General features: G+C 68.5%; 21 protein-coding genes. 17 read left to right on the top strand and 4 right to left on the bottom strand.

Annotated elements, in window-relative coordinates:
* Positions 1-19 precede the first annotated feature (19 nt).
* The 4 genes from L0M17_RS01465 to L0M17_RS01450 are packed head-to-tail and all read left to right on the top strand — an operon-like array spanning position 20 to position 2,972.
* Positions 20-643, top strand: a complete 624-nt coding sequence (locus tag L0M17_RS01465; RefSeq protein WP_241050580.1) for an RraA family protein — start codon at positions 20-22, stop codon at positions 641-643.
* Positions 628-1,401 carry an NAD(P)-dependent oxidoreductase gene (locus L0M17_RS01460; RefSeq protein WP_241050578.1) on the top strand — a complete coding sequence of 258 codons (774 nt, stop codon included), beginning with the start codon at positions 628-630 and terminating at the stop codon, positions 1,399-1,401. The genes L0M17_RS01465 and L0M17_RS01460 overlap by 16 nt, the downstream gene beginning before the upstream one ends.
* The gene (locus L0M17_RS01455) at positions 1,398-1,985 is read left to right on the top strand and encodes an HDIG domain-containing metalloprotein (RefSeq protein WP_241050576.1); all 588 of its coding nucleotides are present in this window, start codon (positions 1,398-1,400) and stop codon (positions 1,983-1,985) included. The genes L0M17_RS01460 and L0M17_RS01455 overlap by 4 nt, the downstream gene beginning before the upstream one ends.
* A 6-nt stretch (positions 1,986-1,991) precedes the next feature.
* On the top strand, positions 1,992-2,972 hold the full coding sequence (locus tag L0M17_RS01450) for a cyclase family protein (protein ID WP_241050574.1): 981 nt from the start codon (positions 1,992-1,994) through the stop codon (positions 2,970-2,972).
* Between the two features lie 34 nt (positions 2,973-3,006).
* On the opposite strand, the gene L0M17_RS01445 is transcribed toward L0M17_RS01450, so the two are convergent.
* Complete coding sequence (locus L0M17_RS01445) at positions 3,007-3,774, bottom strand: IclR family transcriptional regulator (protein WP_241050572.1); 768 nt, start codon at positions 3,772-3,774, stop codon at positions 3,007-3,009.
* 190 nt (positions 3,775-3,964) lie between these two features.
* On the opposite strand from L0M17_RS01445, the gene L0M17_RS01440 reads away from it, so the two are divergent.
* Together L0M17_RS01440 and L0M17_RS01435 are read left to right on the top strand one after the other, a co-directional pair.
* Positions 3,965-5,332, top strand: a complete 1,368-nt coding sequence (locus tag L0M17_RS01440; protein WP_241050570.1) for an MFS transporter — start codon at positions 3,965-3,967, stop codon at positions 5,330-5,332.
* Between the two features lie 2 nt (positions 5,333-5,334).
* The gene (locus L0M17_RS01435; RefSeq protein WP_241050568.1) at positions 5,335-6,216 is read left to right on the top strand and encodes a DUF6282 family protein; all 882 of its coding nucleotides are present in this window, start codon (positions 5,335-5,337) and stop codon (positions 6,214-6,216) included.
* A 192-nt stretch (positions 6,217-6,408) separates the two neighbouring features.
* On the opposite strand, the gene L0M17_RS01430 is transcribed toward L0M17_RS01435, so the two are convergent.
* On the bottom strand, positions 6,409-7,446 hold the full coding sequence (locus L0M17_RS01430; protein ID WP_241050566.1) for a LacI family DNA-binding transcriptional regulator: 1,038 nt from the start codon (positions 7,444-7,446) through the stop codon (positions 6,409-6,411).
* A 188-nt stretch (positions 7,447-7,634) separates the two neighbouring features.
* On the opposite strand from L0M17_RS01430, the gene L0M17_RS01425 reads away from it, so the two are divergent.
* From L0M17_RS01425 to L0M17_RS01385, 9 genes are all read left to right on the top strand, one after another.
* Positions 7,635-8,978 (top strand): NAD(P)H-dependent oxidoreductase, encoded by a 1,344-nt coding sequence (locus L0M17_RS01425; RefSeq protein WP_241050564.1) that lies wholly within the window; start codon positions 7,635-7,637, stop codon positions 8,976-8,978.
* Between the two features lie 43 nt (positions 8,979-9,021).
* On the top strand, positions 9,022-10,053 hold the full coding sequence (locus L0M17_RS01420) for a DctP family TRAP transporter solute-binding subunit (RefSeq protein ID WP_241050563.1): 1,032 nt from the start codon (positions 9,022-9,024) through the stop codon (positions 10,051-10,053).
* Between the two features lie 76 nt (positions 10,054-10,129).
* Entirely contained in the window at positions 10,130-12,031 is a 1,902-nt protein-coding gene (locus L0M17_RS01415; RefSeq protein WP_241050561.1) for a TRAP transporter large permease, read from the top strand.
* Between the two features lie 215 nt (positions 12,032-12,246).
* Positions 12,247-13,152: an NAD(P)-dependent oxidoreductase gene (locus L0M17_RS01410; protein ID WP_241050559.1), complete on the top strand. Its 906-nt coding sequence runs from the start codon at positions 12,247-12,249 to the stop codon at positions 13,150-13,152.
* A gap of 942 nt (positions 13,153-14,094) precedes the next feature.
* The gene (locus L0M17_RS01405) at positions 14,095-15,336 is read left to right on the top strand and encodes an MFS transporter (protein WP_241050557.1); all 1,242 of its coding nucleotides are present in this window, start codon (positions 14,095-14,097) and stop codon (positions 15,334-15,336) included.
* Between the two features lie 34 nt (positions 15,337-15,370).
* A complete protein-coding gene (locus L0M17_RS01400; RefSeq protein ID WP_241050556.1) occupies positions 15,371-16,885 on the top strand; it encodes an aldehyde dehydrogenase family protein in 1,515 nt (504 codons plus the stop codon).
* A 128-nt stretch (positions 16,886-17,013) separates the two neighbouring features.
* Positions 17,014-18,624 (top strand): benzoylformate decarboxylase, encoded by a 1,611-nt coding sequence (gene mdlC / locus L0M17_RS01395; protein WP_241050554.1) that lies wholly within the window; start codon positions 17,014-17,016, stop codon positions 18,622-18,624.
* A 190-nt stretch (positions 18,625-18,814) separates the two neighbouring features.
* Positions 18,815-19,720, top strand: a complete 906-nt coding sequence (locus L0M17_RS01390; protein WP_241050552.1) for a ketopantoate reductase family protein — start codon at positions 18,815-18,817, stop codon at positions 19,718-19,720.
* Positions 19,721-19,960: 240 nt separating this feature from the next.
* On the top strand, positions 19,961-21,298 hold the full coding sequence (locus L0M17_RS01385) for an MFS transporter (RefSeq protein WP_241050550.1): 1,338 nt from the start codon (positions 19,961-19,963) through the stop codon (positions 21,296-21,298).
* Positions 21,299-21,412: 114 nt separating this feature from the next.
* Here L0M17_RS01385 and L0M17_RS01380 read toward each other — a convergent pair whose 3' ends face one another.
* Together L0M17_RS01380 and L0M17_RS01375 are read right to left on the bottom strand one after the other, a co-directional pair.
* Entirely contained in the window at positions 21,413-22,189 is a 777-nt protein-coding gene (locus L0M17_RS01380; protein ID WP_241050548.1) for an IclR family transcriptional regulator, read from the bottom strand.
* Positions 22,190-22,606: 417 nt separating this feature from the next.
* Positions 22,607-24,037, bottom strand: coding sequence for an MFS transporter (locus tag L0M17_RS01375; protein ID WP_241050546.1), 1,431 nt, complete (start codon positions 24,035-24,037; stop codon positions 22,607-22,609).
* 152 nt (positions 24,038-24,189) lie between these two features.
* Here L0M17_RS01375 and L0M17_RS01370 point away from each other — a divergent pair, with 152 nt between their 5' ends.
* Together L0M17_RS01370 and L0M17_RS01365 are read left to right on the top strand one after the other, a co-directional pair.
* The gene (locus L0M17_RS01370) at positions 24,190-25,191 is read left to right on the top strand and encodes an SDR family oxidoreductase (RefSeq protein WP_241050544.1); all 1,002 of its coding nucleotides are present in this window, start codon (positions 24,190-24,192) and stop codon (positions 25,189-25,191) included.
* 11 nt (positions 25,192-25,202) lie between these two features.
* Entirely contained in the window at positions 25,203-26,240 is a 1,038-nt protein-coding gene (locus tag L0M17_RS01365) for a zinc-binding dehydrogenase (protein WP_241050542.1), read from the top strand.
* The last annotated feature ends 123 nt before the right edge of the window (positions 26,241-26,363 follow it).

Here is a 26,363-nt window from a genome sequence, read left to right as displayed (position 1 = left end):
ACTACCGGAAAGACAGACCATGACCCTCACCACCGAGCAGCTCTGCGAACGCCTCGGAGCGCTGCCCACCCCCAACATCGGCGACGCGATGGAACGCCTCGGCGTCCTCGACTCCGCGATCAAGCCCGTCTGGTCCGGCGGACGCCTCGCCGGACCCGCCTTCACCGTCTGGACCCGCGCCGGCGACAACGCCTACATCCACAAGGCCCTCGCCGAGGCCGCGCCCGGGGACGTCGTCGTCGTCAACGGCCAGGGCGACGAAACCCGCGCCCTCCTGGGCGACCTCATCGGTGCCCGCGCCAAGAACGCAGGGATCGCCGGGTTCGTCGTCGACGGCGCCGTGCGCGACGCCGCAGGGCTCGAGAAGGTCGGCATGCCCGTCTTCGCGCGCACCACCTCTCCCGCCGGGCCCTACAAGAACGGTCCCGGAGCCCTCGCTGGCCCGGTCGCCGTGGGCGGCGTCGCCGTCCTCCCCGGAGACATCGTGGTCGGCGACGACGACGGCGCAGTGGTCGTCCCGCGCGACCGCGCCGAGGAGGTGCTCCTCGCTGCCGAGGCCGTCCAGCAGGACGAGGCCGAGCGGATGCGGAGCATCCTCGCTGCCGCGAACGACGTGAAGGAGGCGGCATGCGCTGCACGGTGATCGGGCTCGGTGAAGCCGGCCGCATCTACGCCCATGCCCTCCAAAGCCGCGGGCACGAGGTCCTCGGCTACGACGTCGCCCCCATCCCCACCCCGGGCCTGGCCCGCGCGGCGGACATGGCCGAGGCCGTGGGAGAAGCCGAGGCGGTCATCGTCATGACCACCGCACGCGCCTCCCTCCCGGTCGCCCGGGACGCCGCACCCCACCTCTCACCGGGCACCGTCTACGCCGACTTCACCTCCGCCGCACCGAAGGCCAAGCTCGCCCTCAACGAGATCCTCCCCTCCGGCGTCATGGGCGCCGACATCGCGATCCTCGGCCCCGTCATCGCCCTCGGAGCGTCGACCCCGCTCATGGCGGCCGGCCCCGGCGCGGACCGGGTCGCCGACCTACTCCGGCCGGTCGGGGCCCCCGTCGAGGTCGTCCACGGGGCCCTCGGGGACGCCATGGCCCACAAGCTCCTGCGCAGCATCCTCATGAAGGGCCTCGCCGCCGTCGTCTGCGAAGCCGTCGAGGCAGGCCGCCGCGCCGGCTACGAGGACTGGATCCGCGGCCAGATCGCGGCCGAGCTCTCCGGAGACGGGCAGGCGACGATCGACCGCTTCCTCACCGGCTCTGCCAAGCACGCGGCGCGGAGGGCCGACGAGATGGCCGCGGTCACCGACTACTGCGAGGCCCTCGGGGCCCCCTCGCACATGAGCGCCGCCGCACGGGACTCGCTGCTGCACCTGCGGGACGGAGCCCTGAAGAGCGCATGAGCTCCCTCTACACCATCCAATCCGGATCTGCCTCCCAGCGGGAGGAGGTGCTCCGGGCGATGCCGAGGCTGGCGGAACTCGGGGCACCCCTGCGGGAGCAGGCCACCACGGCATGGGTCAGCGCCTGGCTCGCCAGCACCCACGATTCCCTCGAGTCGATGCCCTACTCCCTCCAGGCCCCCGACTACCGCCTGCTCGACCACACCAACGAGGTCGCCGACGCCGGGATCCTCCTCGCCGACTACGCCGAGGAGCGCTGGGGAGTCGGGCTCGACCAGGACATCCTGCTGGCCGCGCTGCTTCTCCACGACATCGACAAGGCCCTCCTCTACACCCGCGCCGGCGGCGCCGTGGCCGCGGACCCGGGGAGAGCCGGCCTGCCGCACGGGGTGCTCGGGGCGATGCTGCTGAAGGAGGCGGGCCTCCCCGACGCCGTCGTGACCCTCGTCGGCACGCACGCGGCGACCAGCCCGCTCAAGACCGGGGAGCCCGAGGCCTGGATTCTGCACTACGCCGACCTGTTCGCCTGCGACCACGCGTTCCGCCTGGCTCCCGGCACCGTCCCCTTCTTCCAGCGGACCTGAAGGACCATGAACGAGAACCTCCCGACCTACGACCGCCTGCTCCTGCGCACCGACGCCCCGCCGGGCTCGAGCTGGGGCCTGTTCCCCGAGGATCCGGAGCGGGGAATGGCCAACTTCGCCGGCCCCCGACAGGTCCTCCGGGGCACCGAGGCCATCCGCACCGGTGCGGCGTTCAGCCTCGACTACCCGGCGGACGCCTTCGAGCCCTCGATGTCCCGCAATAGGAAACCGCCCGCCCAGACGGTCACCTCGGCCCACCCGGACAGCTTCGACGACGTCTGGGACGGCTACTGGCCCCAGGCCAGCAGCCACATCGACGGGCTCCGCCACCGCCGAGCCCATGGGCACGGGTTCTACAACGGCATCCCGGACGCGCGCATCGCCGCAGGCACCCCCGAGCTCGGGATCCAGCGCTGGGCCGAGAAGCCCATCGTCGGACGTGCCGTCCTTGCCGACGTCGAACGCCATCGACGAGACGCGGGCTCGCCGATCGACCACCAGGCGGGCGAGCCAATCGGGCTGGGCGACATCACCTCGGCGCTGGCGGCCCAGGGATCCCCGCTCGAGCCCGGAGACATGCTGCTCCTGCACACGGGGTGGGCCGAGTGGTTCCTCCGGCTGGACCCCGAGGGCCGCGCCGCCGCCAAGGCCGAGCGCCGCACGACCGGCATCGCCCAGTCGAAGGAGTTCCTCGCCTGGCTCTGGGACAGCCGCGTGGCCCTGCTGGGCACCGACACCTTCGCCGTCGAGGCCCTCCCCGCCAGTCCCGAGAGCCCCTTCCACGCATCAGCCGGGAAGGACGACGGCGGGATGATGCACCAGGAGCTCATCGCCAAGCTCGGCTGCCCCCTCGGGGAGCTGTGGCACCTGAACGGACTCGCCCGCGAATGCGGACGGACGGGCCGCTACGAGGTTTTCCTGACGGTCAAGCCGCTGAACCTCCCCGGCGCCGTCGGGTCCCCCGCCAACGCCACGGCCATCGTCTGAAGGCTGCCGTCTGAAAGGTTGCCCGGGGGGAGCCTCAGCGCATTCTGGCCGCGATGCTCGCGGCGGCGTTGAGGACCTCGCGGGTGGCCTCGGCGAGCCGGTCCTCAAGGTCCTCCTCCCGGCCGGAGACCTGCACGACCCCGAGCAGCTCCCCGGCGTCCCGCGACCGCACCGGGGCGCTGACCGAGACCGCCCCCACGACACGCTCGTTGCGCGAGACCGCGTAGCCGGTCGCGGCGATCCCCTCCAGGAGCGAGACGTACTCGTCCATGGGGATCGCCGACCCGCCGGCAGTCTCGACCTTCTCCATGCCCGCCAGGACCTCGTCACGGGCGGCCTCGTCCATGTAGGCCAGGAAGACCTTCCCCGCGCCGAGGTGCAGGGGCAGCCTGCCCCCAACCGGGAGCTGGTAGCGCAGCGGACTGGCCCCTTCCACCCGGGCGGCCATGACGCGGGCCGCCCCGACGCGTACGGACAGGGACGCGGTCAGGCCGAGCGCTGCCGCGAGCTCCTGGAGGACGGGGGTGGCAGTGAGCACCAGATGGTTTCCGACGAGGAAGGAGTGTGCGGCCGCGAGGGCAGCGGCCCCGACGCTGTACCCCGCCGAATCCTGCACGACGTAGTTCCTGCGCTCCAGGACCCGCAGGATGCGCTGCGCCGTGGCAATGTGCAGGCCAGCTCCCCGGGCGACCTCGGCGAGCCGGAGGGGCCTGCCGCTGTCCGAGAGGAGGTCGACCACATCGAAAGCCCGCTCCACCGACCTCATCGTCGAACGCTCCTGGCCCGCGGCGTCGTCTGCCATCTTCCCTCCTAGGATCATGAAGAAATCTAAGCCATCGCCGCAGTCAGGACCCAGCCCGGTAGCCGCGTCCTCAAGCCCACCCCAGTTGACACAGTCATATGGTCCCCATCACACTGGATTATGGTGATAGTCAATATCATACAGTGATATTTGAGGCGAGGAGTGTACGCTCCTCAGAGGAAAGATTTCAATGAAGAGACCAGAAGCGCAGCCCCGCGCCGCCACACCCGCCGCCCCCACGCCATCCCCGACTCCTGTACCGGATGCCCCGGGTCGGACCGTGTGGAGAACCGCCCTCGCCGGCGGGGCCGGGTCGGTCATCGAGTACTACGACTTCTCCCTCTACGCCAATCTGGCCATCTACATCTCGGCCGCGTTCCTGTCCCGGACGGACCCGGGCGCCGCCCTGCTGGACACGCTTGCCGTCTTCGGCAGCGGATTCCTCATGCGCCCGGTCGGGGCCCTGTTCTTCGGATGGCTCGGCGACCGGCACGGCCGGCGAACGTCACTGCTGGTCAGCGTGGTCCTGATGGGCCTGGCGAGCTCGGCCGTCGGGGTCCTGCCGACCTACGCGGCTCTCGGGGTGGTCGCGCCCCTGCTGCTGCTGGTCCTGCGCCTGCTGCAGGGCTTCTGCGCAGGAGGGGAGGCAAGCGGCGCCTCGACCTACATCGCCGAGACCGCCCCGGCGAAGCTGCGGGGATTCTTCGGGGCCTTCAACCCCGCCGGGATCGGGATCGGCACCGCCGCCGCTGGCGGTCTCGCCGCCCTCGTCAGCTCCGCCGTCGGAAGCACGGCCATGGCCGCCTGGGGCTGGCGCGTGCCGTTCCTGCTCTCGCTGCCGCTCTCCCTCGCCGTCCTCTACCTCCGCACACGCCTGCCCGAGTCTGCGCAGTTCGCCAGGAACATCCGCACCGGGGCCGCGGCGGCCAGCCCGTTCCGCGGGCTCGTCCAGGAGTGGCCAGCCGTGGTCAAGCTCGTCGTGCTCTCCTTCTCGATGACCTGCACCGCCTACGTCGGGCACGTCTACCTCAACACCTACCTCACCGCCCAGCTCCACATCCCCGCAGCGCAGGCCCTGGGCACGAACTCGCTGATCACCGTCGTCTTCGCCCTGCTCATGCCCTTCGCGGCCCTGACCTCGGACCGCTTCGGCCGCCGCCGGATCTACGGGGCCGCGATGGCCGGCTACGTCGTCCTCGCCCTCCCCGCCTTCCTGTGGATGGCCCCCGGAAGCGGCGTCCCCCTCGGTCTGGCCATGGCCGTCTCATTCGTGCCCTGGGTCTTCTCCCAGGCCGTCGGCTACCCGCTCTTCACCGAGCTCTTCGGCTCCAAGGCGCGCATGACGGGCGTGGCCTTCGGCTTCGCCCTCGGCACCATCCTTGGCGGCGGCTTCGGCCCCTACATCGCCCAGCTGCTCACCACCGCCAGCAGATGGAACCTCGCCCCGGCCGCCTACATGGCCGCGTCCGCCCTCGTGGGCCTGCTCGCGCTGCTCTTCGTCGGGCGGTCAAGGATCGATGACGCCCCGGCGGCCGCCACGGGGCAGCTCGGGGACTGAGCGTGGACGGACTGCCTGAGACGCTCTCCGGTGCGATCGACCTCCACACCCACCCATCCCCGGACATCGTCCCCCGCTCCCAGAGCATCCCCGAAGCCCTCGAAGACTTCACCGCCGCCGGCTTCGCCGGCTTCGTCGCCAAGTCCCACGTCTCCTCCACCGCAGGCCTCTGCAGCACGTACACGGGACATCCCGGTGCCCGCGCCTTCGGGTCCATCGTCCTCAACCGGCCCGTCGGCGGACTCAATCCAGCCGCCGTCGAGATCGCAGCCCGCCTCGGCGCACGCGTCGTCTGGCTCCCGACCGTCGACAGCAGGCGCCAGCGCGAGCAGACTGCAGTGGCCGGACCCGCGCCCGTATGGGCAGGGGCGCAGGCAGAGCTGGCCGCTCGCCCCGGGTATGGACCCCCTATCGAAGTGCTCGAGGAGGGGCACATCGTCGCCGAGGTCCACGACGTCCTCGACATCGTCAAGGACCACGGGATGCTCCTGGCCACCGGCCACCTCGACTGCGAAGAAGTCTTCGCCGTCATCGACGCCGCAAAGGACCACGGCATTGAGCGCGTCATGGTCACCCACCCCGATCTTCCGCGGCAGCGAATCACCGGCGACGCCCAGATCGAGATGGCCCGCCGCGGCGCCTGGATCGAAAGGACCATGGCGTCGGTCATCGAAGGCAAGCTCCCCCTCGACGCCGCGCTCCACGGCATCCGCGCCTGCGGCCCAGGCTCGACCCTGCTCACCGGCGACCTCGGCCAACCCCACAACGGCCCCATCGTCGGCGGAATCCAACGGTGGGCGGCAGCCCTGCGCGGCGCGGGATTCACTCCCGAGGACATCCGCCGAGTCCTCGTGGACAATCCAGCAGCGGCGGTAGCAGGCTGAAGGCCTCATTCTCCCTCGCGCTCCGGAATGGGACCGGAAATCCACGCCTGTCGACGCGCGTCCAACGGGGCCATCCAGCAGGTACTGGCGCCGCTGAAGGCATCCGGGGCAGCCAGAGCGGCCACTTCATCGGCCCTAGGCCCTAGGGCGGCGGCCGAGCCCCTGAGGGGATGTGCTGTGGGCGGGGGCGGGTCAGGGCGCCGGAGCGTGCTGCGTGAGAGGTGCGGTGCTGGAGCGGCGGACAAACTCGGCTTCGACTTCGACCCTGCGGCGCTGGGCAGGGAGGAGGCCCTTGGCGCGGCCGACGGCGAGGTCGACCGAGTGGACGGCGAGCATGTCGATGGGCTGGCGGATCACGGTCAGGGGCGGGGAGACGAGCTCGGTCCAGGGGTTGTCGTCGAAGACGACGAGGCTGAGGTCCTCGGGCACGCGGACGTCGGACTGCTTGATCCGCCGGAGGGCGGATCGGACCTGGGCGGTGTTCCCTACGATGATGGCCGAGGGTGGCTCGGCGGCGTTCAGCAGTGCCCCGACGGCGTCGCTGCCTGCGTCGCCGCGGAAGGGGATGTGGTGGATCAGGTCCTCGTCCGCCGTCAGTCCGGCGCCCTGGAGGGCGCGCCGGAAGCCGGTGACGCGGTCCCTGCCGGTCGAGGTGTCCGCAGGGCCGGAGATGAAGCCAATGCGCCGGTGCCCGAGCCCGATCAGGTGGCTGGCGGCGACTTCGGCGGAGACGTCGTTGCGGATCGTGACGACGTCGATCTCCTCCAGGCCCTCGATCTCGCGGTCGACGAAGACCACATCGATGCCGAGATCGATGAGCCGTGCCCACTTCTCGACGTTGTCCCCGGCGGGGGTGGCGATGACGGAGGCGACCGAGCGCTCGACGAGCGTGTCGATGGACTCCGCCTCCAGGTGCGGGTCCTCCTGGGTGGTGAGGAGGACGACGTGGACTCCCCGCGCCCTGGCCTCCCAGACCACCCTGTCGGCGAGGCGCGCGAAGAACGGGTTGGCCAGGTCCGCCAGGACCAGGCCGATCGTCGAGGTCGTCCTCTGCTGGAGCTCGCGGGCGGCTGCCCTGGGCCGGTAGCCGAGCCGCTCTATCGTCTCGACGACCTTCGCCCTGGTCTGCGGGGCCACGGGGCCGGTGCCATCGTTGAGCACCCGCGAGACGACGGCGACCGAGACGCCTGCCTCGCGGGCGACGTCTCGGATCGTTGCTGGCTTCCTCACCGGCTCCTCCTTGGGTCGTGTTGGAAAGACTAGACGAGTCCCCCGGTCGGGGTGATTGACGTCACGGTCCTTCCGCTGGTACAAAAGTGTAACCGTTACCACCCAAGGGGTCCAAGCGGACGACGAGGCAGTCGGGCGAAGCCGGCTCGAACGACCCCCGTCGGCCGCCCGATGACAGGAAGAGCACCGTGAACCTCCACTCCCTCCTCGAACAGCGCGAAGCCGAAGGCCGCCCGATCCGGGTCGGCCTGATCGGGGCCGGCCGGTTCGGTACCATGTACCTCTCCCAGGCCCGGAACATCCCCGGCGTCCACGTCGTGGCGATCGCGGACATCAACACCAAGCGGGCCCAGGGCGCCCTGGAGCTGGTCGAGTGGCCCGCCGAGGCCTTCTCCCCCACCATCCAGGACGCCCTCGCCCGCCGCGGCACGGCCGTCGTCCCGGACGCCTCGGCCCTGTTCGAGTCCGACATCGACGTCATCGTCGAGGCCACGGGCAACCCGATCGTGGGGATCGAGCACGCCCTGCGGGCCATCGGATCCGGCAAGCACATCATCATGGTCACCGTCGAGGCCGACGCCCTCGCGGGGCCCGCCCTGGCCCGCCGCGCCCAGGAGGCCGGAGTCGTCTATTCGATGGCCTACGGCGACCAGCCCGCCCTGATCATGGAGTTGGTCGACTGGGCCCGCACCTCCGGGTTCGACGTCGTCTGCGCCGGCAAGGGCGCCAAGTACCTCCCCCGCTACCATGGGATGAACCCCGACAACGTCTGGGAGAACTGGGAGTTCTCCAAGGAGCTCACCGACTCGGGCCAGCTCAACCCCTACATGCACACCTCCTTCCGCGACGGGACGAAGGCCGCGATCGAGATGGCCGCGGTCGCCAACGCCGCCGGTCTGGTCCCCTCGGACAGCGGGCTGACCTTCACCCCGGGCAACATCGAGGAGATAGCGACCATCTGCCGGCCCTCAGCCGTCGGCGGAGTGCTCGCCCACGAGGGCTCGGTCGAAGTCATGTCCAGCGTCACCCGCGAGGGCGACTGGATCCCGTTCAACACGCAGGAGGGCGTCTTCGTGGTCGTCAAGGCCACCAACCGGTACGTCTCAGGCTGCTTCACCGAGTACCCCTGGCACCCCGACCCCACCGGCCAATACGCCGCCCTCTACCGCCCCTACCACTACGTCGGGCTGGAGCTGAACATCTCGATCGTCAACGCAGTCCTTCGCGGAATCCCCACCGGCTCCCCCAAGGGCTTCTTCGGCGACGTCGTCGCCACCGCGAAGAAGGACCTGACAGCCGGGGAGTTCCTCGACGGCGAGGGCGGGTACACCGTCTGGGGCAAGCTCGTCTCGGCCGAGACCTCGGTCCGCGAGGGCCTCCTCCCGGTGGCGCTCGCCCACCACGTCGAGCTGAAGAACCCTGTCGCCAAGGGCGCCAGCGTCAAGTGGGAGGACATCGTCATCGACGAGTCTCTGGCCACCGCCCTCGAACTGCGCAGAGAGACCGAGTCCCTCATCGGCGCCACCGTCTGACCATGCAAGCAATGACCCCTTTTCGACGATGAAAGGAAAACCCATGATGAGACGAGCCGGCTGGATTTCGGCCCTCGCCGCCGCTTCTGTCACTGCCCTGGCCCTGGCGGGCTGCTCCGGGGGCGCCGCTGCCTCCGGATCCAGCACCGTCGAGGTGAAGCTGTCCATCCCCGACCCGATCGGGTCCTCGGTGGGGATGGCCGCCCAGCACTTCGCCGACGAGGTGAAGGCCAAGTCGAACGGGAGCGTCAAGGTCACGGTCATCCCGAACGGCACCAGCTTCGGCGGCGACCAGAACGCGGCCGTGAGCCGGGTGCAGAGCGGGTCGCTGGATGCGGTGATCCTCTCCACCTCCGTCTACGCGGCCACGGACAAGAAGATGAACGCGGTGAGCCTTCCCTACCTGTTCTCCTCGGTGGACCAGGAGGTGAAGTACCTGGACGGGGCACCGGGCAAGGAGCTCCTCTCGGACCTCGCCCAGAGCGGCACCAAGGGACTCGCCATGCTCTCGCGCACCCCCCGGGAGGTCACCAACTCCGTCCGCCCCATCCAGACTCCCGATGACCTCAAGGGCCTGAAGATCCGCGTCCCGGGGAACCCGCTGTGGACCAAGTTCTTCAGCGCCGTGGGAGCGAGCCCGACGCCGATGAACTTCTCCGAGGTCTACACCGCCCTGCAGACCGGGGCGATCAACGGCCAGGAGAACCCCGTCGAGGTCCCGGCGACCAACAAGTTCGCCGAGGTGCAGAAATACCTCTCCATGACAAACCACATGAGCGACGCCTTCGTCCTGGCGATCAGCGACAAGAAGTGGAACAGCCTGGACTCCAAGGACCAGCAGGCCCTGCAGGCGTCCGCCGACGACACGGCCGCGTTCAAGACCAAGAACGACGCCCAACTGGCCGACACGCAGGTCAAGCAGCTCGAGTCCCAGGGGATGAAGGTCAACGACCTCTCGCCCGAGGGGGCGGCCCAGTTCAAGACGATCGCCCGTTCGCTGTACCCCCAGTTCGCCGACACGGTGGGCGGGGCGGACTTCCTGAAGACGACGGTCGACTTCGTCGACGGGCAGTGACCGCCACGGGGGCCCGCGGCAAGCGAGTCCCCGTCGCGGCCTCCCCCGGAACCAGAAGCGTGGAGATCAAGGCAGAATGAAAACAGCAATTGACGAGAGCACCGGAGTAGTCCGTGCGGACGAGCACGCAGGCCCGGAGAGGACGGGGGCGTGGAGCGGAGCCGGGTGGCTCGACGCAGGCCTCGAGGGCCTCGTCGGCCTCTCCATCGCTGTCGAGTTCCTCGTCGTCCTGTTCAACGTCCTCGTCCGGGCCATCACGGGCAACTCGGTAACCTGGACCCAGGAGGTCTCCGAGCTCGCGCTCTACACCGCGGCGTTCATGGGAGGGGCCATCGCCTATGCCCGCGGAGCCCACATGTCGATCCGGATCCTGGCCGACCGCCTGCCCGCATCCTGGCACAGGTACCAGCTCGCCCTCGTCGACTGGCTGGTGTTCGGCACCACTGCCGGGATGCTCGGGCTGTTCCTTCCGGTGCTCGCCCAGCGCTCCCACGAGTCCACCCCGATCCTGAACCTCCCCGAATCCTTGGTCTCGCTGCCCTTCGCCCTGGGCCTGGTGCTGACAGCCTGGTTCGCCCTCGTCAGGCTCGCCCGTGCACCAAGGCGAGCAGCGCTGGTGGGCCTGGCAGCGGCAGCTGCCCTGTTCGCGGCCCTGTTCGCGGTCCAGGATGCGATGGCAGCCATGAGCTCGGACGCCCTCCTGGCCGCCGTGCTCGCTTTCCTCTTCGCCATCCTCCTGCTCGGGGTGCCCGTGGCCTTCGTCCTCGCACTGGGCTCGGCCGTCTACGTCCTCTGGGGCGGGGACCCCTCCGGCCTCTCGGCGGTGCCCGTGGGGATGCAGTCCGGGGCGAACTCGTTCCTGCTCCTGGCGATCCCCTTCTTCATCCTCGTCGGGGCCCTGATGAGCCGCGCCGGCCTCACCGCCCCGCTGGCCAGGCTCGTCGACGCCCTCCTGGGACGGATCAGGGGAGGGGCGCTGATGGCGGTCGTGGCGACGATGTACGTCTTCTCCGGCATCTCCGGGTCCAAGGTGGCCGACGTGGCCGCGGTCGGCACCACGATGCGCGACATGCTCGAGGACCGCAGGGTTCCGCGAGGGGAGGTCGTCGCGGTCCTGTCGGCATCGGCGATCATGGGCGAGACCGTGCCCCCCAGCATCGTGCTGCTGATCCTTGGCTCGATCACCTCCCTCTCCACGACCACCCTGTTCATGGCCGGCCTCGTCCCGGCCGCCGTCCTGGGCCTGTGCGTCATGGCCCTGGTCTTCTTCCGGGCCAAGGGCACGGAGCGGGCCGAGCCGACCTCGGCTGCCGAGAAGGGGCGCTCAGTCGTGCTCGCGCTGCCGACCCTGATCCTCCCGGTCGGGCTCGTCGCCGGGATCGTCACCGGCGTGGCGACCCCCACCGAGGTCTCGGCACTCGCTGTGGCCTACGCCGTAGTCCTCGCATGCACCTCCAGGCCCCGCCGGCTGGCCCTGGGATGGCAGTCCGTCAGGGAGACGGTCACCACCGCGGGCATGGTCCTGTTCATCATCGCCGCAGCCGCCCCATTCGCCCAGACCCTCGCCTCGGCCGGGGTCTCGGCCGCGATCGGTGACGCGATGTCCGGGCTCTCGGCCTCCCCGTTTCTGTTCATGCTCGTCAGCATCCTGATCCTGGTCGTCATGGGACAGCTGCTGGAGGGGATGCCAGCCGTGCTGATCTTCGCCCCCCTGCTCCTGCCGATCGCCGTCCAGTTCGGCATCAACCCCGTCCAGTACTCGATGGTCCTGGTCATGGCCATGGGCATCGGCTCCTTCGCCCCGCCCGCAGGCATCGGCTTCTACGTCGCCGCCGCTACAGGACGCGAGAGCGTCGAACGCAGCATCCGCCGCTTCATCCCCTACTTCCTCATCCTCCTCGCCGGAGTCGTCCTCCTGGCGCTCGTCCCCTGGTTCAGCACCGTCCTGCCGTCCCTCCTGGGCCTGAGCACCAGCTGAGACGCTCCTACCGGCCCCCGAGCCCATCCCGCCTGGCCACTCTGCCCATACCCCTCCAGCGCTTCCCCTTCCCAAGACGAATCGAACACGATGAAGGGAAGAAACCCCATGAAGGGAAGAATCGCAGCAGTTCGACAGACGGCCCATCCCTCTGGAACCCACCACCCCGAAGAAGGTCCCCCACGACCTCCTTCCGACACCGAAGAGGAACACCCGTGACCCATTGCCCCACCGTCTCCGTCCTGGGCCTGGGTCGGATGGGAGAGCCCATCGCCCGCAGGCTCCTGGACTCCCTGGGCAGCCTCACCGTCTGGAACCGCACCCCCTCCAGGACCCAAGCGGCAACAGCCCGCGGAGCGTGCGCCGCGGCCACACCCGCCGACGCCGCGGCAGACGTAGCCCTGACCGTCCTGACCGACCTCTCGGACGTCGAGGACGTCTTGGAAGGCGAGAACGGGCTGCTGTCCGGCTGGCGCAGCGCAGGCAGAGAGCACCCTGTGCTCGTCATCCACGGCACCGTCTCCCCCAGCGGCGTCGCCCGGCTCGCCGAAGAACTCTCCCATGAGGGGATCGGCGTCGTCGACGCCCCCCTCTCGGGCGGGGTCGCCGGGGCCGAGAGCGGTGCCCTGAGCGTCATGGTCGGAGGCGAAGACTGGGCCGTCGCGAAGGCCATGCCAGTCCTGGAGAACGTCGGCTCCACCGTCGTCCGCTTCGGGGCGCCGGGCACGGGCGAGATCGCCAAGGCCTGCAACCAAGTCGTCGTCGCCAGCACCGTGACCGCCGTCTCCGAAGCGCTCGTCCTCGCCGACGCCTACGGCCTGGACCGGGGACAGCTCCTGCGCATCCTCGCCGGAGGCCTCGCCAACTCCGAAGTCCTCGCCCAGAAGCGCGACCGCTGGCTCAACAGGGACTTCACCGGCGGCGGCAGCGCCGCCAACCAGCTCAAAGACCTCCGCTTCGCCGCCGACACCGCCCGAGCGAAAGGACTCCGCCTGCCCGTCTCCACCACCCTCAACGACGTCTTCGAGCAGATGAGCGCGCAAGGGCTAGGTGCCCTCGACCACTCCGCCGTCGAACTTACAATCTCCAACAGCGCCACCACCGGAAGCGCACCAAGCTGACCCCTCGGACCGTCGACGTACACCACCAAACGCCTGCTTGTGCCACCTAGAGCGAAATGGTCCCCTCGCAAGGCTTCACCGATCCTTGGCCCACTGATTGATCAGTAGATCAAGAGTGCAACTCAAGTCGCGGTGGAGTGCACCCCACGCTGCCACTTTTCGAAGTCGTCTGGACACCCGGCCTGCGGAAAGGGACTGTCCGAATAACAATGAAGCTGTCCTGACACCGACTGGTCGGCCCGACCTGGGGTCCGCGCCTGTGTTCCGGGCGGCCGGGGCGGGCGGGACGTGACTTCATAGGACCTTGCTCGACCGATGGCTCGTCATTGTTGTGTCCGCCCAGCCCGGCGAGGTCATCCCTTCTCGAAGGGAGACATCTCCAGCATGAGCAGCACCGTGGACATATGTCGGTGATCCTTTCCCCTCCGGGTTTCTTGGTCCGCTTGATGCGCTTTACCAGGGCGGCGAGCTCGTCGACCTGGTCTTCCCGCAGTCTTGCTTCTTTGCGCTCGTAATCGTCAAAGTTGACTCGCTCCGGCGCTTCGGGCGGCGCCTTCTTGGGTGCTCGCTAAGGCTTCGCCGGACTCTGGTCCTCGGGCTCAACGTCGGACCGGGTACGCGGCCGCGCGGAGGTCCAAGTCCACCACCGCCTGGCCCCGCCGTTCGGCGGCGGAGTTGCCATCCGCGGCGGCTGACTGGGGCGCCATCGGTCTCGCATTGTCATGCACGCTCCCGGCCACGGGGAGGCTTGATACCTCTCCTTCCTGCCGAGGGAGGCAGACCATTTTCCGCTGAGTGAGACAAGGCCTGTGGCGTGGATCATGGAAAGGGTCTACTTGCGGTCAGGCAGGTCGCCCCCTGACCTCGAATTCGAGGTCCGGCGTCCCCGCACCCCCATCTGGTAGGACGGCTTCGGCTGGCGTAGACAAGGAAGTTCATGCCATGGATCCACATCGCCGTTGGATCGTCGGCCTGTGTTGGCTGACTGTTGTGTTCGAGGGATATGACCTCGTTGCGCTCGGCGCTGCTATACCGACGCTCCTGGACACGAAGTTCGGAGGCATCGATGCCGCTAGCGCGACGTTCGTCGCGACTATTTCGTCCGTGGGCGTCGGGGTGGGCGCCGCACTGATCGGCCCGATCTCCGACCGTTTCGGGCGGCGCATCCCCTTGATCGCGTGCGTTCTGGCCTTCTCTGTGTTCACGATCCTGTTCCCGTTGGCTCCGAACACCACCATCATGGGGGTCCTCCGCCTCTTGGCGGGCATCGGCCTGGGCGGGTGCATGCCGGTGGCTGTGACCGCGATGCAGGAGGCCGCCCCGAGCAACGCCCGAGCGCACTCGAGCACCATCACGATGACGGGTTACCACGTCGGTGCGATCCTCGCGTCCCTGGTTGCGATCCTGGCTGGCAGGCAGTGGCCCGTGATGTTCTATGTCGGCGGCGTGTTGGGCGTGGTGGCAGCACTGGTCATGTGGGCCAAGCTCCCGGAGACGAGGACGGTGACGGCTCCCGCCGCTGTCGTGAAGCGCGAAGGCAGCGCAGTTCGCCTCAGTGGTCTCCTGCGGCCCCCTTACCTGAGGATCACCGTGGGCCTCTGGACTGCCGCCTTCATGGGGCTGCTGCTCGTCTACGGCCTGAACACGTGGCTGCCCCAGCTCATGCGCGGCGCGGGATACAACGTGTCCGATTCCCTTGTCCTGCTCCTCGTCCTGAACGTGGGAGCTGTGGCCGGCATGCTGATCGGAGGGCGAGTCGCGGACCGGCGGGGGATCAAGGGCACCACGATGTTCTGGTTCGGGGCCGCAGCGGTGCTGCTCATGGTCCTGAGCCTCAAGATGGACAACCAGTTGGTGCTCAACGGCTTCGTATTCGTCACCGGGATCTTCGTCTTCTGTGCCCAGGTCCTTGTCTACGGCTTCGTGGGCTACATCTACCCGCGGACGGTCGTCGCTACGGGCATGGGCTTCGTCTCTGCTTTCGGCCGTCTCGGTGCCATCGCAGGCCCGTGGTTCACGGGCATGCTCGTCGTGGCGCATCTTGCCTATCCGATGAGTTTCTACGTCTTCGCCGCTTCAGCGCTGCTCGGAGTGGTCGCGATCGCGGCCGTGCCCAAACCGCGCCCCAGCGCATCCGAGTCGCAGGCGCCCGGGGCGCACGCATCAACGACCACCAACAACTGAACTCCATTCCGCCACCGAACCCAGAGAGGCTCTCATGACTGCAGCTACGACTACTCCCACGCCCACCCAGATCTTCGATGATGCTGTCTCCGTGATCGAAGGGCTGAAGGCCGGCGCCTTCCTGGGCGGCAGCTGGCGCGACGGCTCGTCTGACCGCAAGATCACCATTACCTCCGCCATCGACGGCACCGAGCTGCGCTCGTTCCCGGGCGCCTCCGCCGCCGACGTCGACGAGGCCTACGAGGCCGCGGCGCAGGCCCAGAAGGAATGGGCCGCAGCGCCGCCGGCCGAGCGCGCGGCCGTCATCGCCAGGGCAGCCGAGATCCTCGAACGCCGTCGCGCGGAGATCACCGCACTGCTCCGCGTCGAGTCCGGATCTTCCGCGCTCAAGGCCAACATCGAGGTCAGCTCCGCGATCGGCATCACGCGCGAGTCCGCCACCTTCCCGAACCGCGCCCACGGGACCCTGCACCCCTCGGCCTTCCCGGGCAAGGAGAACCGTGTCTACCGCGAGGCCCGCGGCGTCATCGGCATCATCTCCCCCTGGAACTTCCCCCTGCACCTCTCCATCCGCTCCGTGTCCCCCGCCCTTGCCCTGGGCAACGCCGTCGTCCTCAAGCCGGCCTCGGACACCCCGGTCTCGGGCGGCCTGATCGTGGCCGAGATCTTCGAGGAAGCCGGCCTCCCGGCGGGCCTGCTGTCCGTCGTCGCGGGCGCCGGCTCCGAGATCGGGGACCACTTCGTCCAGCACCCCATCCCGTCAATGATCTCCTTCACCGGCTCCACCCCGGTCGGACAGCGAGTCGGCTCGCTTGCAGCCCAGGGGCACATGAAGCACGTGGCCCTCGAGCTAGGGGGCAACGCCCCGCTCGTGGTCCTCGACGACGCGGACCTCGACGGAGCGGTCAACGGCGCCCTCATGGCGAAATTCCTCCACCAGGGCCAGATCTGCATGGCAGCCAACCGCATCATCGTCGACGCTGCCGTCTACGACGACTTCGTCGAGCGCTTCGCTGCCCGTGCCAGGCAGCTGGTCGCCGGAGACACCACGGACGATGCTGTCCTCCTCGGCCCGCTCGTCAACGACGACCAGGTCCGGACGGTCACACGGCTCATCGACTCCGCCCGGCAGCAGGGCGCCCGTGAGGTAGTCGGCGGCCAGCTCGACGGCCGCCTCATCGGCCCCCACGTCTTCGCCGACGTCACCGAGGACATGGACATCGCCAAGAACGAGATCTTCGGCCCCGCCATCGGCATCATCAAGGCCCTGGACGAGGCCGATGCCCTGCGGATCGCGAACGACACCGAGTTCGGCCTGTCCTCGGCCGTGTTCACCCGCGACGTCGAGCGCGGGGTGCGCTTCGCCCGCGGCATCAAGGCCGGCATGACCCACGTCAACGACTCCACCGTCAACGACGAGCCCAACGTCATGTTCGGAGGCGAGAAGAACTCCGGCATCGGCCGCTTCAACGGCGAGCAGGCCATCGAGGACTTCACGACCCTGCACTGGGTCGGGGTGCGCTCCGCGATGGGCCCGGTCCCCTTCTGAGCCCGGCCAACCCGCCAGACGCCCCACCGCTGAGAATGGGACCCGGCAGGCGCCAAGCACTCCGGGTCCCATTCCGGGGCGGCCAAACAACGACGTCCGAGATGAAGACCATCCGAGGGAAACAAGAAGTGGCAACCACCCAGAACACAGTCCTTGAAGCAGCCCTGAACGTCTTCCGGGCGCACGGACTGACCACGATCTTCGGCAATCCCGGATCAAATGAGCTGACCTTCCTCGCCGGCCTCGATGGAGACTTCGACTTCATCCTCGGCCTCCATGAACAGGTCGTCGTCGGCATGGCGGAGGGCTACGCCCGCGCGACCGGAAGGCCTGCCCTCGTGAACCTCCACGCGGCATCAGGGTCCGGAAACGCAATGGGCGCGCTCACCAATGCCCACTACGGGCACATTCCCATGGTGATCCTCGCCGGGCAGCAGGTCCGCCGCACCGTGGGCCAGGAGACCATGCTTGCGAGCACCGACGCCTCGCTCCTGCCCGCACCGCTCGTGAAGTACTCGCACGAGCCACTGGATGCCGCCGATGTGCCCCGCACCCTCGCCCAGGCAGTCTTCGAGACCACGACCCACCCGAAGCGCCCCGTCTACGTCTCCGTCCCCCTGGACGACTGGGCCCAGCCTGCTCTCGAGGACGACGTCCTCCTCATGGCGCGCTCGGTCTCAACAGCCGGCGCTCTCACCCCAGAGCTGTCGCAGGAGCTCACCTCAGCGATCGACGGCGCGAAGAGGCTCGCCATCGTGGTGGGCCCCCAAGTGGACGCCGCCGCGATCGAGGATCCCGAGGTGTTCGGCGCCGTGGTCTCCCTTGCGGAGAAGTCCGACGCCTCGGTATTCGTGGCCCCGTCGCCCTCCCGCGGCCCCTTCCCCACCACGCACCCGAACTTCGAGGGCGTCCTGGTGCCCGGGATCAAGTCGGTCCGCGACCGCCTCGCCGGCTACGACGTCGTCCTCGTGCTCGGCGCGGCAATGTTCCGATACCACCGCTGGGAGCCGAGCAACTATCTCGCGCCGGGCACCGCCGTCCTGCACGTCACCCAGGACCCCCGCGAGGCAACCCGCGCTCCGTTCGGACGCTCCATCGTCGCCGACGTCGCTTCCACGGCCAAGGCCCTCGACGAGGGCGTGAAGGACCGTGGCCGCCGCCGGGGTGCTGCCGGCTCCCGGAAGCTGCCGGCAGCCAGAACCTCGTCCGAGGGCATGACGGGCACCGAGATCCTCGAAGTGCTCAATGCCAACGTCAACGACACGGTGGCCTACGTCAACGAGACCACCACACTGGACCTCGACTACCTCGAGCGCATCGCGATCGAGCGTCCGGGCATGTACAACTTCCCGGCATCCGGCGGCCTCGGTTTCGGCCTGCCGGTCGCAGTCGGCATGTCGATCGGCGACCCGGACAAGACCGTCGTGGCCACCGTGGGCGACGGCTCGGCCAACTACGGCATCACCGCCCTCTACACGGCCGCCCAGCGGAACACCCGGACCGTCTTCATCATCGTCAACAACGAGGCCTACGGCGCCCTTGCCGGATTCGCACAGCGCATGGGCGTCCCAGACGTGCCTGGCCTCAAGCTCGGCGGCATCGACTTCGTGGCCATCGCCGAAGGCTACGGAGTGACCGCCGAGAGGACCACGACCCGCGAGGAATTCGAGAAGTCATACCAGAAGGCGCTGGTCTCCACAGGGCCCGTCCTCATCGACGCCAGGGTGGTCACGCACTAGCAACCTCGCCTGGCGCCGGACGACGGGTGCCATCCCTCTGTGCACCGCGTCCGGTCCCCCGCCCGCTTTCCCCTCTCCCAGCAAGGGTCACGCAGCGCAGAACGACGCGAGTCCGGCGGGGTTTGCGGTGTTCGCGGAACACGGAAGAGCCCAGCAATGCGTGGGCCAAGGAAGAAAGAGAGATCATGCAGTGAAGACCGCAATCGTGGGCGCCGGGGCCATGGGCCAGCTCTTCGGAGCACGCCTCCAACTGGCCGGGGAAGACGTGACGCTGTTCGACACCCAGCAGCGGACGATCGACGCCCTCAACTCCTCCGGGATCTCCCTGGAGACCGAGAAGGGCACCGAACATGTCTCGGTGAAGGCGCGACGGGCCGAAGACGAACGCGGTCCCTTTGACCTGTTCGTGGTCTTCACGAAGGGATTCCACACCCGCTCGGCCGTCGAATCCGTGCAGCACCTCCTGGGCCCCGGTTCGGTCGGACTGACTCTCCAGAACGGCCTCGGGCACGCCAAGATCCTGATGGAGTTCTTCGGACCGGAGCACACAGTGGCGGGGGTGACCGACTTCCCGGCGGACCTCGAAGCGGTCGGCCGTGTCAAGAGCAGTGAGCGCGGATCGGTGCGCATCGGCTCGCTCGGCCCGCAAGGGCACGCTGACGAAGTGGCCCAGGCGTTCAACAGGGCAGGACTGAACGCGAAAGTCGAAAGCGATGTCCGGATCCCCATCTGGGAGAAGGTCGCCTTCAACGCAGCGTTGAACTCATTGTCGGCCGTGACGGGGAAGGTCGTCGGCGATCTGGCCAAGTCCCCGGATGCGCGAGCCCTGATCTCGGCCGTCCTGGCCGAGACCCGCAGTGTTGCGGCGTCAGAAGGCATCGACCTCTCGGTCGAGCGGGTCGGCGGAGCTGTCGAGAGCGCATTCGCCAACCACGCGGCCCACAAGACGTCGATGCTGGCGGACCTGGAGGCCGGGCGCCCCACCGAGGTCGACTTCATCGGCGGTGCGGTGGTCGAAACCGGTAGGGAATCAGGCGTCCCCACGCCCGTACTCGAGACCCTGTGCCGTCTGGTGCGGATCAGAACCGCGAACTGACCCACGTCATGGCCGCCCAACGCCCTCGGAGGGCAGGGTAAACCATTCACACCGACCCAGCTGCATCGTCGATCGACGCCCTGTAGACCTGCGCGGTGACCGCCACCTAGAGCTCAAGCACGTTAGCCCTCCTCCGTGGCCCTCCAACTTCGGCGAGCACCCCATTTGGAACCCAGAGCTTCATCAACGGCTGGAACGACCAGCGCCAAGAACTACTCACACCTAGGAGCGAGAACCATCATGGAAAGCCTGAACCGTGCCACGAAGCCGTGGCAGTCCCCACCCGGTGTTGCGATGAGCGGCGCCTGTCGCAAGGTGACCCTGCGCCTCATCCCGCTGCTCTTCCTGGCATACATCTGCAACTACCTGGACCGGGTCAACATCGGGTTCGCACAACTCGAGATGGGCAAGGACCTCCATTTCTCAGCTGCAGCATACGGGCTCGGTGCCGGGATCTTCTTCATCGGGTACTTCCTCCTCGAGGTCCCGAGCAACCTCCTGCTCCAGCGGGTCGGCGCCCGTGTATGGATCGCCCGGATCATGATCTCCTGGGGCGCCATCTCTGCCCTGATGCTCGTGGTGCACGAGCCATGGCAGTTCTACCTCATGCGCTTCCTGCTCGGCGCCGCCGAGGCAGGCTTCTTCCCCGGCGTCATCCTCTACCTGACCTACTGGTACAGCGGCCCCCGCCGGGCGCGTGCCACCGCCTTCTTCTTCACAGCAACGCCAGTCGCCGGCATCATCGGAGGACCCCTCTCGGGCTGGATCCTCCACGGGCTCACAGGAATCGGCGGCCTGCGCGGCTGGCAGTGGCTCTTCCTCATCGAAGGCGCACCGGCAGTCCTCGTCGGCCTCCTCGTTCTCGCCTCCCTGCCAGACCGCCCGGCCACTGCGCAATGGCTCACCGACGCAGAGAAGTCCGGCATCCAGGGAGAGCTCGACAAAGAAGCGTCGCACAAGCCAGTCCACAGCACATGGAGCGGCTTCAAAGACGGCCGGGTCCTTCTGCTCTCCGCCGTCTACTTCTGCTTCGTGCTGGGTTCCTACGGCATAGCGTTCTGGCTGCCCGCGGTGATCAAGAGCACGGGAGTTGCGGATCCCCTGCAGGTCGGGTTGCTGAGTGCGATCCCCTGGGCTGCCGCCCTGGTCTTGATGGTCCTTGGTGCTCGCAGTTCGGACAGGACAGGAAAGCGTCGGCTGCATGTCGGCGCCGCCGCCTGCCTGGGAGGTGTGGGCCTGGTCATCGTGAGCGTGGGGTCCGCCAACACAGTCCTCACGATGCTAGGACTCGCGCTGGCTGCCGCTGGTGTCTTCACTGCGTTGCCCCTGTTCTGGAGCCTCCCGACGGCCTTCCTTTCCGCGGGAGCGGCCGCAGTGGGCCTGGCGGTCATCAACTCCCTCGGGAATCTGGCAGGCTTCGTGGCGAACTTCCTGGTCGGATGGCTGGTCGATTCCACCGGGAGCTCGGCGATCGCGACCCTCGTTCTCGCCGGATTCCTGCTGATCGGGACGATCCTCATGCTCCTGCTCCCCAGAGTCATCGCGGACAGCCCCAGCCTCGACGCCCGCCGGCCATAGCCTGACCCGTTCGTCGGAAGGGGCGCCGGACGCTCGCCGACTCATATGGACCAGCCACGCCGCTGTCCTGGAGCCTGCTGCTCCAGGACAGCGGCACGCATTCGGGCTGACACCTCAGCGTGACGGAGCTCCCATGCCGCGGGATATCCCCAGCGCCACGGCCCTGACCACGGGCGCAAGTGTCCAGGGGTTGAACGTTGACGCCGGAACCACCACCGAGACGCTGGCAATGATCTCGCGCAGCGAGCCGAAGATCGGGGCGGCGACCGAGGCGGTCCCTACCGATGACTCTTCTCGCGAGAGCGCGTAGCCGGACCGCCTTATTTCCGCTATGGAACGTCGAATCGCGTCAGGGTCCGTGATCGTCTGCGGAGTGAGCGCGGGTAGCCCGCGGGCCACAAGCTGGTCGAAGACATCCCGAGGCCCATAGGCCAGAAGGACCTTTCCCGGACCGGTGGCATGAAGCGGAAGGCGTCGACCGACGCGGGACGTGACCGAGACGGCGCCGCGTCCCGAGATCTTCTCGATGTACAGGGTTTCAAGACCGTCCCGCACCGCCAGATGGACAACCTCGTGAGTAGTCTCGTAGAGGTCCTCCAAGAACGGCAGGGCAACGTCGCGGAGGACCCGGGCCTGCGGAACAGACGAGCCAAGACGCCACATCTTCAAACCCAACCGGTACGAGCCCCGGGATACCCTTTCCACCGCCCCTCCCTCGATGAGGATGGTCAGAATACGGTGCACCGTCGCCGGAGGAAGGCCCGTCTGCTTGACGATGGCACTGGCCGTAATCACCGGCATGGGGCTGTCGAAGCACCCCAGAATCGCCAGACCCCGCAGAAGCACCGAACTCTCACGCGTCGGGTCAGAGCGTTCCGAGTCCGTCACCACCCAGACGATTGTAGTAGCTCCGCTGCTTTGAAGCCGGTGTCCTTCGAAGTCACCCTACTCTCAACAGCCCTGTCGCACTCCGGGCGATGGCGGCGCACCAGGACCCATCGGTTGGCCTCGCCGTGCAGCGGAAAAGGAACGTCCTTCGGACAGCGACAATCCCCCCGTGTGTCGCAACAAGGTGCATCCCAACGCCTCACTCTTCGACGACGGCAGTACGCGGGCCGATAGGGCCCTTCCGAACCTTCCGCCCCACTTCGGTGCGAGGGTCTAGACATCGTGCCACGGCATGAACATCAGCAGATGCGCCGCTCGGCGCGCGGCAAGGAAGAAAGTGACTCGCCCGCAGCCGGGGCACGCCCCCGCCCGGGAGGGCCCAAAGGCCTCTCAGCACGTCCGTCTCCGCCCAGAAGCCCCCTAAACCCCCGCCCGCTCGCCCCTCTCCTCGAAAAGCATCCGCACGGCGTCGCTAGAGCGGTGCGCCCACGGTGTCGTGGAGACGAACCCGATCAGCAGGACGGCGAGGCCCGAAGCCGCGACGACCCACCACAACAGGTGGGTGTCGCCGGTGAAGGACGGGCCGATCGCCGCACTCGCCCCGGCGCCGGTCAGCGTGCCGGCAAGAGCGACGCCGATCGACGTTCCCGCCTGACGGCTCGTCGAAGCGACGCCCGCGGCCACGCCGGCTTGGGACATCGGCATGCCCCCGACGGCCGTGGTGGTGATGGGAGCGTTGACGGTCCCGAACCCGAGGCCGAAGAGCACGTAGGAGATCAGCAGGACCGCGTACGGCGTGTCTGCCCGCAGGAACGTGAGGCTGATCCCGCTCGCGCATAGCAGGCCGCCGGCGATCATGAGCGAGGGACGGGTGCCGAAACGGCCCACCATGCGCCCCGAGTTGAGCGAGGCGGCCAGGGTGCAGGCCGCGAGGGGCAGCATGTAGAGCCCGGTGGCGAACGGCGAGTAGCCCCGAATCTGCTGCAGGTAGAGCGCGTTGACGAAGAGGAAGGCTGCGTAGGCCCCGAACGCGAGGACGGCGACGAGGGTCGCCGAGGAGAACGGCACCGAGCGGAAGAACCGCATGTCGAGGAAGGGCTCCTCCAGCCGGCGTTCGTAGCCGATGAGCCCGGCCACCGCTGCGGCCGCGACCACGATGAGCGCCACAATGACCGGCGAGGCCCAGCCCTGCCCTGGCCCCTCGATGAGGGCATAGACCAGCGAGGCGAGCGCCACGATGACGAGGACCTGCCCCACGGGGTCGATCCCGCGGGCACGAGGTGCCTTCGACTCCGGCACGAACAGCGCGGTCAGCACGACCGCAAGGACGGCGATCGGCACATTGACCCAGAAGATCGAGCGCCACCCGACATGCTCGGTGAGATACCCGCCGACGAGCGGCCCGAAGGCCTGCGAAACGCCGACGACGGCGCCCCAGACGCCGATCGCCCGCGCCCGTTCGCGGCGCTCGGTGAAGATGTTGGTGATGATCGACATAGCGACCGGGTTGAGCATCGAGCCGCCGATGCCCTGCAGGATCCGGAACAGGATGAGCAGGTGGATCGTCGGCGCCAGACTGCACAGGAGCGAGGCGAGGCCGAAGGTCACGAGCCCGGTCTGGAAGACGCGCCTCCGGCCGATGCGGTCGGCAGCGGAGCCGGCAAGGAGCAGGAAGCTGGCGATCGCCACGGTGTAGCCGTCGATCGTCCACTGCAGCGTCGAGACGGTGGTGTTCAGGTCGCGCCGAATCGAGGGCAGCGCCACGTTCACGACAGTGGCGTCCAGGGAGACGATGAGCAGGCTCATGCAGCAGATGGCGAGCACGAGCCCCTTGCGCGGGTGGTGGGTCATGACAGTCCTGCCGAGTGGTGCATAGTTAGCAACGCTAACAAAATCTGGACAGGCTCTCCAATTCGGCGATACGGTACGGCCAACCCCGGCGCCCCGCTTCGCAGCATCAGCGACGAAGTCGGGCGCGCGATCACTGAACCAGGAGGAACTCCATGGCAGGAAAGTCCATCCTCTACATCGGCGGAACCGGCACCATCAGCGCCGCGTGCGTCGCACGCTCCCTCGAGCGGGGAGACTCGGTGACCGTGCTGAACCGGGGCACGGGACGGCAGCCCCTCCCGGACGGGGTGGAGAGCGTCGTCGCCGACGCGCGGGACCGGCAGTCCGTGCGGGATGCCTTGGGGAACCGGGAGTTCGACGTCGTCGCGCAGTTCGTGGCCTTCACCCCCGATCAGGTGGCAACCGACATCGAACTGTACGAGGGCCGGACCGCCCAGTACGTCTTCATCAGCTCCGCCTCGGCCTACGAGAAGCCGCCGCGGCGCCTTCCGATCACGGAGTCCACTCCCCTGCGCAACCCCTTCTGGCAGTACTCGCGGGACAAGATCGCCTGCGAGGACCTCCTCGTGAACTCGTTCCGCGAGCGCGCCCTGCCGATCACCATCGTGCGCCCGTCCCACACCTACGATCACCGGCTCTTCCCCAACCTGGGCGGCTGGACCGACGTCGCCCGCATGCGCGTGGGGAAGCCGGTCCTGATCCACGGAGACGGCACGAGCCTGTGGACCCTGACCCACAGCGAGGACTTCGCAGTGGGCTTCACCGGGCTGCTCGGCCATCCCGATGCCATCGGCGAAGCCTTCACCATCACCGGCGACCACGTGCCGACATGGAACCAGATCTACGGCTGGCTCGCCGACGCCGCAGGGGTCGAGAGCCCGGAGTTCGTCCACGTGGCCTCGGAGACGATCGCCCGGCTTCATCCCCCGCTGGGCCCCGGGCTCCTTGGGGACCGCACGCACTCGGTCGTGTTCGACACAAGCAAGCTGCGGGCGCTTGTCCCCGAGTTCCGCTCGACCATCACGTTCGACGAGGGCGCGCGACGCCTCTTGGCCCACTACGAGGTGCATCCCGAGTTGCAGCCGGTCGACGACGAACTGGACGCAGCGTTCGACCGCATCGCCGCTTTCGCCCTCAGCTCCGCGAACGCCTAGGCGGCCATTCCTTGCGCGCGATTGTCATGGACAGGATCGCCGGACCGCTCGCCGTCCGGGAGGTCGAAGAGCCGCGGGTGCCGGACGGCGGCGTGGCGGTCGACGTCGTCGCCACCGGGCTGTGCCGCAGCGACTGGCACGCTTGGGCAGGGCACGACGACGTCGCGCTCCCCCACGTGCCTGGTCACGAGTTCGCGGGGGTCGTCGTCGCTGTCGGCAAGGGCGTGACGAAGTGGAACGTCGGGGACCGCGTCACGGCTCCCTTCGTGGAAGGCTGCGGCAGGTGCGAGTGGTGCCGCTCGGGCAACGCGCAGGTCTGCCCGGAGCAGCAACAGCCGGGCTTCACCCACTGGGGTTCCTTCGCCGAGCGGGTCGTGATCCACGCGGCCGACACCAATCTCGTCGCCATCCCCGACGGCGTCAGCTTCGAAGCTGCGGCGAGCCTGGGCTGCCGCTTCGCGACCGCCTACCGCGCGCTCACCGCGCGGGCGCGCCTCGCCGCGGACGAGTGGGTCACGGTCGTCGGTTCGGGCGGCGTCGGGCTCAGCGCGGTCATGATCGCGAAGGCGCTCGGGGGCAAGGTCATCGCCGTCGACCGCAATGCCGCCGCCCTTGACGTGGCGGCTTCCCTCGGGGCCGACCACGTATTGCTGGCGGACGGCACGGACATCCCAGGACAGGTGCACGCGCTCACGGGCGGGGGAAGCCATGTCGCAGTCGACGCCGTCGGCAGCGAGCAGACCAGCTCCGACGCGATCCTGAGCCTGCGCCGCCGCGGACGGCACGTCCAGATCGGCCTCCTCCCACCCGTGGACGGCCACCCCCGCGTGCCCATGGCCCGCGTCATCGCGTGGGAACTCGACGTCTTCGGCAGCCACGGAATGGCCGCCGCGGACTACCCCGGGATGCTCGCCCTGATTGCGACGGGCGCGCTCGAGCCGCAGAAGCTCATCGAGCGCGTCATCGGGCTGGACGACGGCGCTGAGCTGCTGCCACGCTTCGACACGGCGAACGTCGCGGGCATGACGATGATCGATCCGAAGCGCTGACGCTCAGCCACAACCTCCTCACCAGAGCATTGACTTTGCTCGCGGCTCTCTGGGAATATCGTTTCAATTCCTTCGGAAACCGCTTTCCTAGTCGCCAGCGAACTAGCTCATTGAGGAGCGAGA

It is taken from the genome of Sinomonas terrae, from assembly GCF_022539255.1.
GTDB classification, from domain to species: Bacteria; Actinomycetota; Actinomycetes; order Actinomycetales; family Micrococcaceae; genus Sinomonas; species Sinomonas terrae.
The sequence above is the reverse complement of the archived record's forward strand: the minus strand, read 5'-3'. Positions and strand labels throughout refer to the sequence as shown.